14 protein-coding genes and 1 tRNA gene are annotated in these 14,302 nt (G+C 63.7%); 5 read left to right on the top strand and 10 right to left on the bottom strand.

What is annotated here, in order from left to right; genetic code table 11:
• Positions 1-42 precede the first annotated feature (42 nt).
• Positions 43-1,218 (top strand): tetratricopeptide repeat protein, encoded by a 1,176-nt coding sequence (locus ML401_RS00545; protein WP_313754071.1) that lies wholly within the window; start codon positions 43-45, stop codon positions 1,216-1,218.
• A gap of 357 nt (positions 1,219-1,575) precedes the next feature.
• Here ML401_RS00545 and ML401_RS00540 read toward each other — a convergent pair whose 3' ends face one another.
• From ML401_RS00540 to ML401_RS00505, 8 genes are all read right to left on the bottom strand, one after another.
• Positions 1,576-1,848, bottom strand: a complete 273-nt coding sequence (locus tag ML401_RS00540; RefSeq protein WP_011083553.1) for a DUF1150 domain-containing protein — start codon at positions 1,846-1,848, stop codon at positions 1,576-1,578.
• Between the two features lie 50 nt (positions 1,849-1,898).
• Positions 1,899-2,324 (bottom strand): Hsp20 family protein, encoded by a 426-nt coding sequence (locus tag ML401_RS00535; protein ID WP_028133593.1) that lies wholly within the window; start codon positions 2,322-2,324, stop codon positions 1,899-1,901.
• A 326-nt stretch (positions 2,325-2,650) separates the two neighbouring features.
• Positions 2,651-3,739, bottom strand: coding sequence for a sn-glycerol-3-phosphate import ATP-binding protein UgpC (locus ML401_RS00530; protein WP_285808995.1), 1,089 nt, complete (start codon positions 3,737-3,739; stop codon positions 2,651-2,653).
• A 13-nt stretch (positions 3,740-3,752) separates the two neighbouring features.
• Positions 3,753-4,601 (bottom strand): sn-glycerol-3-phosphate ABC transporter permease UgpE, encoded by an 849-nt coding sequence (ugpE, locus tag ML401_RS00525; RefSeq protein WP_194405186.1) that lies wholly within the window; start codon positions 4,599-4,601, stop codon positions 3,753-3,755.
• Positions 4,601-5,482: a sn-glycerol-3-phosphate ABC transporter permease UgpA gene (gene ugpA, locus ML401_RS00520; protein ID WP_194405185.1), complete on the bottom strand. Its 882-nt coding sequence runs from the start codon at positions 5,480-5,482 to the stop codon at positions 4,601-4,603. The genes ugpE and ugpA overlap by 1 nt, the downstream gene beginning before the upstream one ends.
• Positions 5,483-5,532: 50 nt before the next feature.
• Positions 5,533-6,849, bottom strand: a complete 1,317-nt coding sequence (ugpB, locus tag ML401_RS00515; RefSeq protein WP_211415266.1) for a sn-glycerol-3-phosphate ABC transporter substrate-binding protein UgpB — start codon at positions 6,847-6,849, stop codon at positions 5,533-5,535.
• A gap of 218 nt (positions 6,850-7,067) precedes the next feature.
• Positions 7,068-8,273 carry a CaiB/BaiF CoA-transferase family protein gene (locus ML401_RS00510; protein WP_249131356.1) on the bottom strand — a complete coding sequence of 402 codons (1,206 nt, stop codon included), beginning with the start codon at positions 8,271-8,273 and terminating at the stop codon, positions 7,068-7,070.
• 177 nt (positions 8,274-8,450) lie between these two features.
• Positions 8,451-8,876: an organic hydroperoxide resistance protein gene (locus tag ML401_RS00505; RefSeq protein WP_061023501.1), complete on the bottom strand. Its 426-nt coding sequence runs from the start codon at positions 8,874-8,876 to the stop codon at positions 8,451-8,453.
• Positions 8,877-9,031: 155 nt separating this feature from the next.
• Between ML401_RS00505 and ML401_RS00500 the strand changes: the two genes are divergently transcribed.
• Positions 9,032-9,493 carry a MarR family winged helix-turn-helix transcriptional regulator gene (locus ML401_RS00500; protein ID WP_194405183.1) on the top strand — a complete coding sequence of 154 codons (462 nt, stop codon included), beginning with the start codon at positions 9,032-9,034 and terminating at the stop codon, positions 9,491-9,493.
• A 44-nt stretch (positions 9,494-9,537) separates the two neighbouring features.
• Here ML401_RS00500 and ML401_RS00495 read toward each other — a convergent pair.
• Positions 9,538-9,613: transfer RNA gene (locus tag ML401_RS00495), tRNA-Ala, on the bottom strand.
• Positions 9,614-9,708: 95 nt separating this feature from the next.
• Entirely contained in the window at positions 9,709-10,116 is a 408-nt protein-coding gene (locus tag ML401_RS00490; RefSeq protein ID WP_126256965.1) for a TIGR02300 family protein, read from the bottom strand.
• Positions 10,117-10,276: 160 nt separating this feature from the next.
• Between ML401_RS00490 and aroA the strand changes: the two genes are divergently transcribed.
• The 3 genes from aroA (at position 10,277) to rpsA (ending at position 14,223) form a co-directional block, all read left to right on the top strand.
• Complete coding sequence (gene aroA, locus ML401_RS00485) at positions 10,277-11,614, top strand: 3-phosphoshikimate 1-carboxyvinyltransferase (RefSeq protein ID WP_285808987.1); 1,338 nt, start codon at positions 10,277-10,279, stop codon at positions 11,612-11,614.
• Complete coding sequence (cmk, locus tag ML401_RS00480) at positions 11,611-12,249, top strand: (d)CMP kinase (RefSeq protein ID WP_211415271.1); 639 nt, start codon at positions 11,611-11,613, stop codon at positions 12,247-12,249. The genes aroA and cmk overlap by 4 nt, the downstream gene beginning before the upstream one ends.
• Before the next feature lie 267 nt (positions 12,250-12,516).
• Complete coding sequence (gene rpsA, locus ML401_RS00475) at positions 12,517-14,223, top strand: 30S ribosomal protein S1 (RefSeq protein WP_194405180.1); 1,707 nt, start codon at positions 12,517-12,519, stop codon at positions 14,221-14,223.
• Positions 14,224-14,302: the final 79 nt, after the last annotated feature.

Raw genomic sequence — 14,302 nt, 5'->3', positions numbered from 1 at the left:
CCGCGCCGGCTGCGACCTAATGTCGAGGCCGGGCGCCATGACATGTCTCCGTCAGCTCTGATCGTTGTGCGTCCCGGCGCCGATTTGGCGCGGGAATTTTTAGAGATGATGTGCGGTTCGATCGGCCGGGTTTTTGGTCTGCTTTGCTCCGTGTCCGTGATCACCACGGCCGCAGCGCATGCTGACGAGGCCTCCAACGACCGCGTCATCGCGGAGAAGTCCGAGATCATCGCGGCCGACCCGTCCAACGCGGTCGCCTACGAACTGCGTGGCGAAGCCTACTACCTCAAGCACGATTGGAATCACGCCTTCGAGGATTGCAGCGCCGCGATCCGGATCGATCCGAATTTCGGGCGGGCCTATAATTGCCGCGGCCGCGCTTATTCCGCCAAAGGCGATCGTGATCACGCCATGGCCGACTACAACGAAGCCATTCGTCTCGATCCCGGCTATGGGCCATCCTACACCTCGCGTGCCCAGGAATATTTCAACAAGCGCGACTTCGAGGGTGCGATCGTCGGCTTCACCGAGGCGATCGAACGCAATCCCAAGCAGGCCTATTTTGCCACCGTCATGAGAGGTGAAGCCTACGCCGCGAAGGGCGACACCGACCACGCCGTCGCCGATTACAACGAGGCGATGCGGCGTAATCCCGCCGCCGCTTGGCCCTACGAGCTGCGCAGCACGATCCATGTCGGGAAGGGCGAAATCGACGCGGCGCTCGACGATTGCAACAGCGCCGTTCGCCTCGAGCCGGGCAAAGCCGGCGGCCATTATTGCCGGGCGGTCATCCTCCTGAAAAAGGACGATGCCGACGGGGCCATCCGGGAGTTTGACGAGGTCACGCGGATGACCCCGGCTTTCGCGAGAGCCTATCTCGCTCGTGCCCTCGCCTGGCACAGGAAGGGTGACGACAAGCGCGCCCTCGCCGATTGCGACGAAGCGGTTCGATTGGAGCCGGCAAATTCGGCGGCCTACAATAACCGTGCCGCCTTGCTTCGCGACATGGGAGAGCACACGCGTGCGCTCGCCGACTACAACGACGCAGTCCGGCTCGATCCGAAGAACCAGGCCGCCCTGGCCAATCGCGGCCTCCTCTACATGATGATGTCGGATCCAAAGCACGCGCGCGCCGATTTCAACAACGTGCTCGCGCTGCCGCCGAACGACAAATGGGCGGTCGACACCGCGCGCGAAGGGCTTGGTCTTCTGAAGTGAATGAGAGTGGCGCGTGTCCCGGACAAGCAGCAACGCTTAAGCGTTGCTGCGCAGAGCCGGGACCCAGCGCCTCACGGATTGCAGTCAACCGCATGGGCCCCGGCTCTGCAGCGCACCGTCGAAGGGACGCTGCGCTGCGTCCGGGGCACGAGAGCTGAGCGTGCGATACTTATACGCCGTCATTGCGAGCGCAGAAGCAATCCAGAGTCTTTCCGCGGAGGGATTCTGGATTGCTTCGTCGCAAGTGTTCTTTGCAATGACGAACGGAAAACTTCATGACTCAAAATAAAAACGGGCACGCCTTCGCAAAAAGGCATGCCCGCTCAAAATCCTAATCTTCGTGCGACGTTCGCGCGCTCAGTGCACGCTCACCGCTTGCAGCTCGTTGCTCCAGGCGTTGGCGACCGCGGCTTCGCGGCTGTCGGTCAGCATGATCGGCGTGCCGTCGGCGGCGTGGAGCGCGAAGAGCTTGAGGCCCGGCGCGATTTTCGGCGCTTCGGGAAACAGGCCCGGCACGTCTTCCGAGCGGATCTGCTTCACATAGGCGATATGGCCTTCGCCGAGGGTTGCCAGCGTCTCGGGCGAGACGTTCTTGGCTTCGTATTCGAACGCAACGTGACCTTCACTCATGGTCTCGACTCCTCTGCAACACTAAGCGGTCGAGTCCGCTACTCGTTCCATTATTCGTGCTCATTGATAGCGATTGTCTTAACGATCCTCTCCGGTTCAGGCCGGGCCAGATCGATCGACAACAGCCCGTTCTTCAGATCCGCACCCAGCACCAGCATCCCCTCCGCCAGCACGAAGGTGCGCTGGAAGTGGCGCGCGGCGATGCCGCGATGGATGTATTGCCGGGACTTGTCATCCTGCTGCCGTCCGCGGATCACGAGCTGGTTTTCCTCAATGGTTACATCGAGTTGGTCGCGCGTAAATCCGGCGACCGCCAGCGTGATGCGCAAGCGCTCGGGCTGGCCGTCCGATCGGTCGCACCTCTCGATATTGTAGGGAGGGTAGCCGTCGGCGCCTTTGACGACGCGATCGAGCACGCGCTCAATCTCGTCGAAGCCCAGAAGGAACGGACTGGATAACGTGGGAACACGAGACATAGTTTACAAAGTCCTCGCGGAAGCGACTTTGGTGTGTCGGGGCCCATAGAGGCGCCCCTTGAGACGCAATATGGGCACGTTCCCGTGTTGGTTCAAGCAGGTAGCCGGGATGCTGTGGATTGGGGGCATGTCGGCCGCCCGTCCATTCTGCTGTCACCCATGTGTCAGCCATGTCTCCGAACGCCTGTCCGCGATGTCGTACGGGCTGAGCCGACAAGCCCCGGCGTGATGGCTTTCCGTCGCGGATTTTTCCCAACGAAAACAAAGCCCCCTCTACTGTGCATGGGGTTGTTTTCGCGTTTTTGAGTTGGGAGGCCTCGGAACCCTCAGGCCTCGAGCCGCGTCCGGCCATCGCCGGTGAACAAATGCAGCTTGCTGCGTACTGCAGCGACTCGGATTTTCGCGCCGATGGCGGGGGCATCGGTTCCGGGAATGCGGACGATGATCTCGCCGGGCGGCAGCTCCCCGGGCGTGGCCGCGAGGTGCTGCTCTTCCTGCTCGCGGGAGCCATAGACGAAAGTTTCCGCGCCGACGCGCTCGATCGCTTCCACGGTCAGCGGCAAGGCGACGCCGCCGGCCGGGGTCTGGTCGGTAATGACGAAGTCTTCCGGACGGATGCCGAGAATGCCGGCATCGGCAGCACTGCTGCCGGCGAGCTGCGCGCGGATTTCCTCGGGCCGCGTCGACATCAGATTCATCGGCGGCGCGCCGATGAAGGAGGCGACGAAGGTGGTCGCCGGCTTCTCGTAGATCGCCAGGGGATTGCCGACCTGCTCGACCTGGCCGCCATTCATCACGACGAGAATGTCGGCGAGCGTCATCGCCTCCAGCTGGTCGTGGGTGACGTAGATCGACGTCGTGTTGAGCCGGCGCTGCAATTTGCGGATCTCCACCCGCATCGCGATGCGCAGTTTTGCGTCGAGATTCGACAGCGGCTCGTCGAACAGGAATACCTTCGGCTGGCGCACGATGGCGCGGCCCATGGCGACGCGCTGACGCTGGCCGCCGGAGAGCTGGCGCGGCTTGCGCTCCAGCATCGGCGACAGCTCGAGCACGCGCGCGGCTTCCTCGACGCGGGTCTTGATCTCGGCCTCCGCCATGCCGCGGTTGCGCAGGCCGTACGCCATGTTGTTGTAGACGCTCATATGCGGATAGAGCGCGTAGTTCTGGAACACCATCGCGATGTCGCGATCGGCGGGCTCGACCTGGTTGACGACCTTGCCGCCGATGTCGATCTCGCCGCCGGTGACGGTCTCCAGGCCTGCGACCATGCGCAGCAAGGTCGACTTGCCGCAGCCGCTCGGTCCGACCAGCACGCAGAACTGTCCGTCGCCGACATCGACGTTGACGCCCTTGATGGCCTCGAAGCCGCCGGGATAGGTCTTGCGGACGTTGCGCAGGGTGACGTTAGCCATGAAAACTCGCTTCTTACTTTTCCGTCTCGACCAGCCCGCGCACGAACAATTTTTGCATCACGACGACGACGAACACCGGCGGCAGCATGGCCAGCACGGCGGTCGCCATCACAATCGGCCATTCGGTCAGCGCGTCGGTGGTGGTGATCATCTTGCGGATGCCGACCTGGATGGTCTGCATGTCGTCGCGGGTGGTGATGAGCAGCGGCCAGAGATATTGATTCCAGCCGAGGATGAACAGGATCACGAACAGCGCCGCCATGTTGGTGCGCGACAGCGGCAGCAGCGTATCCCAGAAGAAGCGCAAGGGGCCGGCGCCGTCGATGCGCGAGGCCTCCAGGAGTTCGTCCGGCACGGTCATGAAGAACTGGCGGAACAGCAGCGTCGCCGTGGCCGAGGCGATCAGCGGCAGCGCGAGGCCCGCATAGCTGTCGAGCATGTGCAGGTCGGCGACGATCTTGTAGGTCGGATAGATGCGCACCTCGACCGGCAGCATCAGGGTGATGAAGATCAGCCAGAAGATCGGCATGCGGAGCGGAAAGCGGAAATACACGATCGCATAGGCCGAGATGATCGAAATCGCGATCTTGCCGACCGCGATCATCAGCGCCATCACCAGCGAGTTCAGCATCATGTGGCCGACCGGCTCGCGGGTCGAGCCGCTCGTGCCGACGAAGATGGTCTGGTAGTAGGTCTCGAAGAAATGGCCGCCCGGCAGCAGCGACATCTGGCCGTTCGCGATCAGCGCGTTCTCCTGCGTCGAGGCGATGATCGCGATGTAGACCGGGAACGCGACGATCGCGATCCCGATCCAGAGGATGACGTGGGCGACATAGCGCCGAAAGCCCTCTTCCTCGACCATCAGTACGTCACCTTGCGTTCGACGAAGCGGAACTGGATGCCGGTGAGCACGATGACCATGATCATCAGGACCACCGATTGCGCCGCGGAGCTGCCGAGATTGCCGCCGAGCAGGCCGTCGGAATAGACCTTGTAGACCAGCGTTTCAGTCGACTTGCCGGGGCCGCCGCGGGTCATGGTGTCGATGATGCCGAAGGTGTCGAAGAAGGCGTAGACGATGTTGACGACCAGGAGGAAGAAGATGGTCGGCGACAGCAGCGGGAAGGTCACGGTCCAGAACCTTCGCATCGGGCGGGCACCGTCGATCGCGGCGGCTTCGAGCACGCTGCGCGGGATGCTCTGCAGGCCGGCGAGGAAGAACAGGAAATTGTAGGAGATCTGCTTCCAGGCGGCGGCGAGGATGATCAGCGTTGCGGCCTGGTCGCCGTCGAGCAGCGGATTCCAGTCGATGCCCAGGGCGCGCAGATAACGCGCGATCACGCCGAGCGAGGGATGCAGCATGAAGATCCAGAGCACGCCGACGACCGGCGGCGCCACCGCATAGGGCCAGATCAGCAGCGTGCGGTACAGCATCGAGCCGCGCAGCGGCTTGTCGGCCATGACCGCGAGCAGCAGCGCGAACGACAGCGACGAGACCGCGATGGCGAACGAGAAGAAGAAGGTGCGGAGGATCGATTCGAAATAGGCGGAATCCCCGAACAGCTCGACGTAATTTTCGAACCAGACGAAGGTGGTCGACAGACCGAAGGCGTCCTGCTGCAGGAAGGACTGGATCACGGCCTGCAGGGCCGGCCAGTAGAAGAAAATCAGGACGATCGCGAGCTGCGGCGCAACGAGCGCATACGGCAACAGCTTTGATTGGAAAATGGCTTGCTTTTGCATGATGCCCGCAGGAGTGGCAGGCCGGGTTGCCCGGCCTGCCATCCGTGACCTTACTTGACGGCGGTCTTTTCGAACTGACGCAGCATGGTATTGCCGCGCTCGACGGCCGCGTCCAGCGCCTGCTTGGCGGTCTTCTTGCCGGCGAGCGCCTGCTCGATCTCTTCCGCCCAGACGTCACGCAGCTGAACCATGTTGCCGAGGCGAAGGCCGCGGGAGTTCTCGGTCGGCTCCTTGTTGGTCAGCTCGAGCAGCGGGGTCTCGAGATATGGCTGGTCCTTGTAGAACCCTTCCGCCTTGGCCTTCTCGTAAGCCGCCTTGGTGATCGGCAGGTAGCCCGAGGCCTTGTGGATATAGACCTGGCGATCGGTGTCCGAGAGGAACGTCAGGAATTTTGCAACGCCCTTGTACTCCTCGGCCGGCTTGCCGCCCATGACCCAGAGCGAAGCGCCGCCGATGATGGAGTTCTGCGGGGCGCCCTTCGCGTCGGGGTAATAAGGCATCGGCACCGCGGTGAAGGCGAACTTGGCCTGCGCCTTGACGTTGCCGAAGAATGCCGACGAGGTCAGATAGAGCGGACATTCGCCCGAGGTGAAGCGGCCCTCGCCGGTGTTGGTGCGGCCGGCATAATCGTAGGTCTTGTCCTTCTGCAGCTCGACCAGCTTCTCGAGATGCTTGACCTGGAGCGGACCATTGAACTCGAGCTTGGTGTCGAAGCCGTCGAGGCCGTTGGCCTTGCTCGCCAGCGGCACGTTGTGCCAGGCGGAGAGCTGCTCGAGATTGACCCAGGTGACCCAGGAATTGGAGAACCCGCAGGTCGCATGACCGTTGTCATGGAGCTTCTTGGCGGCCTCAAACGTTTCGGGCCAGGTCTTTGGGATCGCGACATTGGCCTTCTTCAGCTCGTCGAGATTGACCCACATGACGGTCGATGACGAGTTGAAGGGGAACGAGAGCATCTCGCCCTTCGAGGTGGAGTAGTAGCCGGTGATGGCGGGCAGGTAGATCTTGGGATCGAACTTTTCGCCGGCCTCGGCCATCAGCTTGTAGACGGGCTTCACGGCGCCGGTCGCGGCCATCATCGTGGCGGTGCCGACCTCGAACACCTGCATGATGTGCGGCGCGTTGCCGGCGCGGAACGCCGCGATGCCGGCATTCATCGTATCGGCGTAGTTGCCCTTGTAGGTCGGGATCACCTTGTAATCGCTCTGCGATGCGTTGAAGTCGTTGGCGAGCTTGACGATGACGTCGTTGTTGGCGCCGGTCATCGCGTGCCACCACTGGATTTCGGTCACGGCCAATGCCGGCGAGGCGCCGAGACCAACCGTGAGTGCAACAGCAGCAGCCGTGCCAAAATGTCGAAGAGCCATCAAGAAAACCTCCCTTGCCCGTCACTAAAGAAGCGCTTGCGCTAGCAGTGCCATATGACGTTCACATGACTGTGTAAGCGGGAGAAACGAAAGCAGCAAGCGCTGCTAAATGGGAAGTCGTCAAATAGGCGAAGACGCCACAGCCAGCCTCCTCCGTTCGCGGTGCACTATCGTGCCCGCGCCGCAGTGCGGCATCATTCGTTGGACGGAGGTGGCCTCTACCGCTTGCGCTCGGGGCCGCAGACCGTGCCCTTTTCGACCATCGCGTCGATCTCCGCCCTGGAGTAGCCGAACTCGCCCAGCACCTCGGCTGCGTGCTGGCTGAATTTCGGCGGCAGCCGGCGCAGGCTCGGCTTGCTGCGGTCGAGCCGGATCGGGGAGGCGACGCCCTTGTACCAGTCCTTCTCGATGATATCGCCGCGCGCGATCGTGTGCGGATTGGTCAGAGCCTGGTCGATCTTCTGCACGGGCCCCGCGGGCAGGCCCGCGGCGAGCAGGCGATTGCACAGCGGCTCGGCCTCGTGCTGGCGGAACACGGCAGCAAGCTCGGCGCGCAGCGCCTCGCGGTTGGCGATGCGGTCCTTGTTGCGGGCAAAGCGCGGATCGGTGCCCAGCTCGGGCTTGCCGATCTCCTTGGCGAGCTTGCGGAAGGTGCCGTCATTGCCGACGCCGATGAAGATGTTGTCGGTTTTCGTCGGGAAGATCGCGTAAGGCACGAGGTTCGGGTGCTCGTTGCCGGTGAGCGAGGGCGGCTTGCCATGCATGAAATAATTCGCGGTGTGCGGATGCATGATGGCAAGGCCGGTCTCGTACAGCGTGGTCTCGAGGAATTGGCCCTGGCCCGAACGCTGCCGCTCCGACAGCGCCATCAGGATGCCGATCGCCGCATAAAGGCCGGTGGTGATGTCGACCAAGGGCACGCCGATCCGCATCGGCCCGCTCTCGGGCGAGCCGGTCGCAGCGATCATGCCGGTCATGGCCTGGATGATGGCGTCATAGCCGGGATTGCCGCCGCGCGGACCGTCGGCGCCGAAGCCGCAGATCCGGCAATGCACGAGACGCGGGAATTTCCTACTGAGGACGTCGTTGCCGATGCCCCATTTCTCCAGCGTGCCCGGCTTGAAATTCTCGATCAGGACGTCGGCCGTCTCCAGCATCTTGAGCAGCACGATGCGGCCGCCCTCGGAGGCGAGGTCGAGGCCGATCGAGCGCTTGTTGCGGTTGATGCCGACGAAATAAGCCGCGTCCTCCTCGTGGAAAGGAGGGCCCCATTCGCGCACCTCGTCGCCGGCGGGCGGCTCGACCTTGATCACGTCGGCGCCATGGTCGGCGAGGATCTGGGTGCAATAGGGACCGCCGAGCACGCGCGTGAGATCGATGACGCGCAGTCCGCTCATGGCACCTGTGGCGGCTTCAGAACTCATTGCCTTCGCTTCCCCTGTGTCGACCTTTGGTCACAGGCCTAGCGAGGTTTGTTTGCGCCAGCAATGGGCCCTCGCGTAGGGCCGTATGCGCCGCCGAGCGTCAGTCCCGCGGCGTGGCAAATCAACGCAAGTGGCCGGCCCGAGGGGGATCTCGGGCCGGCCAATCCGCCGTTCCGATCAGACGACCGTCAGGCGAACGTCGACATTGCCGCGCGTGGCGTTGGAATAGGGGCACACCTGGTGGGCCTTTTCGACCAGCGCTTCGGCCTCCGCGCGGGCGAGGCCCGGCAGCGAGACCGCGAGGTCGATATCGAGGCCGAAGCCGCCCTCGGAGCGCGGGCCGATACCGACGGTCGAGGTGACGGAGGCGTCGGCGGGAACCTTCGGGCCGCCCTGCGAGGCCACGAACTTCATCGCGCCGATGAAGCAGGCGGCATAGCCGGCCGCAAACAGCTGCTCGGGATTGTTGCCGGCGCCGCCGCCGCCGCCGAGCTCCTTCGGCGTGGTGAGTTTGACGTCGAGCGCGCCGTCGAGGGTTGCAGCATGGCCGTCGCGGCCGCCGGTGGCCTTGGCGCTGGTCTTGTAGAGGACGTTCACGGACATTGTCGTCTTCCTGGTGTCTTGGGGTGGGGGTGTGATCTATATCGCAGACAATTAGATTGTGCGCAATTGAAATTTCGCCGTCTCACATTTAATTGTTCGCAATTGAATGTGCCGGCGCGCGGCGCCAGAATGAGACAAGTCCCAAAGAGATTCCCATGCCCCGAAAATCATCGGCAGCGGACGCGCCGCTGCGGCTCGACAACCAGATCTGCTTCGCGGTCTATTCGGCCGCGCACGCCTTCAACCGCGTCTACAAGCCGCTGCTGGACCGGCTCGGCCTGACCTATCCGCAATATCTTGTGATGCTTGTGCTGTGGGAGCGCGACGACGTGCCGGTCAAGGACATCGGCGAGCGGCTGTTCTTGGATTCGGGCACGCTGACCCCGCTGCTGAAACGGCTGGAAGCGGCGCATCTCGTGAAGCGCACCCGCTCCAGCGAGGACGAGCGCCAGGTCCTGATCGCGCTGACGGCGCAAGGCCATGCCCTGAAGGAGAAGGCGCGTGCCGTGCCGCAATCGATCCTGGCGGCGTCGGATTGCTCGGTGTCGGAGCTGGTGGCGATGAAGGACGAGATCGTGGCGCTCAGGGATCGGCTGAATGCGGTGATCGGGGAGTAGCGTTTCGCCAGAGCCGGCTTTGCCCTTCGAAGCGAGCGAAGGGCTGGTGGAGCCAGGCGGGATCGAACCGCCGACCTCTTGCATGCCATGCAAGCGCTCTCCCAGCTGAGCTATGGCCCCTTAGTCCTTAACGGGGTGAAATCTGGTGGATCACCCCAACCGGCGAGTCCTGGCGACTCGCGCGGTGCACCCTTTTTCACAGATCAGGACTGATCTCAAGTCTCTTCATCACCTCCGACATCACCAATGATGTCGGTTACGTCCTCATCGCCCTCTTCTTCGTCGGCAATAAAGGTCGAATCATCGTCATCGTCGTCGTCGAGGGTCTCGTCGACCTCGATATCGTCCTCGGATTCGGGCACCACGGCCTTGACCTTGCCGGTGTTCTCCTCGGCATCAGCCTCCTCGAGCGAGACCTCTTCGACCTCTGCGGGCTCGGGCGTAGCATCCGCCGTCGCCGCGTGTCGGGCTTCGGCGCCACGGGGCATACGCGCCGGCGCCACCGGGGCGATCGGCACGACTTCGCCGGTATAGGGCGAGATCACCGGATTCTTGTTGAGGTCATAGAACTTCTTGCCCGTGGTCGGGCAAATACGTTTGGTTCCGAGTTCGGACTTGGCCACGGCAGGAATCCTGGGAATGTCTGAAAAGCGGTGTTTCACTTGGCTAGTTGGCGGCCCGCTGTCAATAGCGCATTACGGGAGAACGACATGCCCGTGACGGGGCGCGGACCATGTGGTACCTGCGCCGCAGTCCCCTCAGGGCTCATCCAAGGACACAATCTTGACTCATTCCGACCAACCGAGGCCGCTTCAGTCTCGCGCCAGCGGTCCCCTGACCGGGAAAGTACGGGTGCCCGGCGACAAGTCGATCTCCCACCGCGCGCTGATCCTGGGCGCGCTCGCGGTCGGCGAGACCAGGATTTCGGGCCTGCTCGAGGGTGAGGACGTCCTCAACACTGCCAAATCGATGCAGGCGCTGGGCGCCAGGGTCGAGCGCACCGGGGATTTTGCCTGGAAGGTCAACGGCGTGGGCGTCGCGGGCTTCGCCACGCCCAAGGCCCCCCTGGATTTCGGCAACTCCGGCACCGGTTGCCGGCTGGTCATGGGCGCCGTCGCCGGCTGCCCGATCTCGGCAGTTTTCGACGGCGATGCCTCGCTGCGCAGCCGCCCCATGCGCCGGATCCTCGATCCCTTGGAAAAGATGGGCGCGAAGGTCATCTCCGGTGGCGAGGGTGGTCGTCTGCCCCTGACCCTTCAGGGCGCGCGCGATCCGCTGCCGATCACCTACACGACCCCGGTCGCCTCGGCCCAGATCAAGTCGGCGGTGCTGCTGGCCGGCCTCGCCGCACCGGGCACCACGACCGTGATCGAGAGCGAGGCCAGCCGCGACCACACCGAGCTGATGCTCAAGCATTTTGGCGCCGACATCACCTCGGCGCAGGAAGGCCAGCACGGCCGCCGCATCACGCTCAAGGGCCAGCCCGAACTGCATGGCGCCACCGTCGTGGTGCCCGCCGATCCGTCCTCGGCGGCCTTCCCGGTCGTCGCAGCGCTGATCGTCGAGGGCTCGGATGTCGTCCTGTCCGATGTCATGACCAACCCGCTGCGCACCGGTCTTCTCACGACGCTGCGCGAAATGGGCGCCTCGATCGAGGAAAGCGAGGTCCGATGTGACGCCGGCGAGCCGATGGCGCAATTGCGCGTGCGCGCCTCGAAACTGCGCGGGGTCGAGGTGCCGCCCGAACGCGCTCCATCGATGATCGACGAATATCTGGTGCTGGCCGTGGCGGCATCCTTCGCCGAAGGCACGACGATCATGCGCGGCCTCCAGGAGCTGCGCGTCAAGGAATCCGACCGGCTGGAGGCCACCGCCGCCATGCTGCGCGTCAACGGCGTGAAGGTCACCATTTCCGGCGACGATCTCATCGTCGAGGGGCGCGGCCACGTTCCCGGCGGCGGCACCGTCGCCACCCACATGGACCATCGCATCGCGATGTCGGCGCTGGTGATGGGCTGCGCCTCCGATCAGCCCGTGACCGTCGACGACACAGCCTTCATCGCCACGAGTTTCCCGGACTTCATTCCGATGATACGTTCTTTAGGGGCCGAGTTTTCATGATCATCGCCATCGACGGGCCCGCGGCCTCGGGCAAGGGGACGCTCGGCAAGCGTCTTGCGCACCATTACGGCTATCGTCATCTCGATACCGGCGTGATCTACCGCGCGGTGGCCTATGCCCTGATGCAATCAGGTCATGATCTCCGGGACGAGGCGGCCGCGGTGCAGGCCGCCCTGGAGCTCGATCCCGAAAAGTTCGGCAATCCCGCCCTGAAGACCCAGAAGGCCGGCGAGGGCGCCTCGATCGTCTCGGCGATCCCCAGGGTTCGCGAGGTCCTGGTCAATTTCCAGCGCCAATTCGCCGCCGATCCGCCCGGCGCCGTGCTTGATGGCCGGGACATTGGAACCGTGATCTGCCCCGATGCCGACGTGAAGATCTTCGTCGTCGCCGACCCCAAGGTCCGCGCCCGCCGCCGGACCATGGAAGCCAAGGCGAGGGGCGAGGAGGCGGACGAAGCCGCCGTGCTCGCCGATATCATCCAGCGCGACGAACGCGACAAGAACCGGCCGATCGCGCCTTTAAAGCCTGCCCCGGATGCTTACTTGCTAGATAACTCCCAACTGGATATAGAGGGCGGCGTCCGGGCCGCCATCGACATTATCGAGGCTGTCCGAGCGGGCCGGTCGCGGGGTTAAGCCGCCGCCGTCATTGGAGGAAGTGCCCGCTCCCGCTCTTTGAGGTCGATACGTCAGGTCCCTGTTTCGGGACCAGCGCGATCCAGGCTCCGGACACAAGATTTCCACGTATCGAACGCGCGGGCCTCAGCCGGCCCGCTTCCGCCGTTCCGGTGTCAAGCCGGGGCAGCGAGCGGTCGCTCGAAGGTTCTGCGGACCTTCCGACACTGCGCGTGCGATGCGCCCATGAACCCAACGGCCGGCACGACATCCGCAACTGGAGAACAAATGGCTTCGACTTCTGCTGATACCTATAGCCCGTCGCGCGACGATTTCGCCGCGATGCTCGACGAGTCCTTCGCAGGCGGCAACCTGCAGGAAAGCTCCGTCGTCAAGGGCAAGGTGGTTGCAATTGAAAAGGACATGGCCGTCATCGACGTCGGCCTGAAGACCGAGGGCCGCGTCGCCCTGCGCGAATTTTCCGGCCCCGGCCGTGACAGTGAACTGAAGGTCGGCGACGAGGTTGAAGTGTTCCTCGACCGCATCGAGAACGCCCTCGGCGAAGCCGTGCTGTCGCGCGACAAGGCGCGCCGCGAAGAGAGCTGGGGCAAGCTCGAGAAGGCGTTCCAGAACAACGAGAAGGTCAACGGCGTCATCTTCAACCAGGTCAAGGGCGGCTTCACCGTCGACCTCGACGGTGCCGTGGCCTTCCTGCCGCGCTCGCAGGTCGACATCCGTCCGATCCGCGACGTTGCGCCGCTGATGAACAACTCGCAGCCGTTCCAGATCCTCAAGATGGACCGCCGCCGCGGCAACATCGTGGTGTCCCGCCGCACGGTTCTCGAAGAGACCCGCGCCGAGCAGCGCCAGGAGCTGGTGCAGAACCTCGAAGAGGGTCAGGTCATCGACGGCGTGGTCAAGAACATCACCGATTACGGTGCGTTCGTTGACCTCGGCGGCATCGACGGCCTGCTGCACGTCACCGACATCGCGTGGCGCCGCGTCAACCACCCGACCGAGGTGCTCTCGATCGGCCAGACCGTGAAGGTCAAGATCATCAAGATCAACCACGAGACGCACCGCATCTCGCTGGGCATGAAGCAGCTGCTGGACGATCCGTGGCAGGGCATCGAGGCGAAGTACCCGCTGCAGGCTCGCTTCACCGGCCGCGTCACCAACATCACCGACTACGGTGCGTTCGTCGAGCTCGAGCCGGGCATCGAAGGCCTGATCCACGTCTCCGAGATGTCGTGGACCAAGAAGAACATGCACCCCGGCAAGATCGTTTCGACCTCGCAGGAAGTCGAAGTGCAGGTGCTGGAAGTCGATTCCGTCAAGCGCCGCATCTCGCTCGGCCTCAAGCAGACCATGCGCAATCCGTGGGAGGTCTTCGTCGAAGGTCACCCGACCGGTTCGGTGGTCGAGGGCGAAGTCAAGAACAAGACCGAGTTCGGTCTGTTCCTGGGCCTCGAGGGCGACGTCGACGGCATGGTCCATCTCTCCGACCTCGACTGGAAGCTTCCGGGCGAGCAGGTGATCGACAACTACAAGAAGGGCGACATGGTGAAGGCCGTGGTGCTCGATGTGGACGTCGAGAAGGAGCGCATCTCGCTCGGCATCAAGCAGCTCGAAGGCGACCCCTTCGCCGAGCCGGGCGATGTCAAGAAGGGCGCGGTCGTGACCTGCGAAGTGCTCGAAGTGAAGGAAAGCGGTATCGAGGTGAAGATCACCGGGACCGACTTCTCGACCTTCATCAAGCGCTCCGAGCTTGCCCGTGACCGCAACGATCAGCGCGCCGAACGCTTCGCCGTCGGCGAGAAGGTCGATGCCCGCGTGATCCAGTTCGACAAGAAGGCCCGCAAGGTCCAGGTGTCGATCAAGGCGCTCGAAGTCGCCGAAGAGAAGGAAGCCATCGCGCAGTACGGCTCCTCCGATTCGGGTGCGACGCTCGGCGACATCCTGGGCACCGCGCTCAAGAACCGCGACAGCAAGTAAGCGAAACGCAGCTTTCGCTGACATCGAAGCCCCGGCGCAAGCCGGGGCTTTTTTGTTGGCCTTGTTGCCCGTAGCCCGG

The organism is Bradyrhizobium sp. 62B (assembly GCF_030272265.2).
Taxonomy (GTDB): domain Bacteria; phylum Pseudomonadota; class Alphaproteobacteria; order Rhizobiales; family Xanthobacteraceae; genus Bradyrhizobium.
This window is presented reverse-complemented; position numbering and strand designations above follow the sequence as displayed.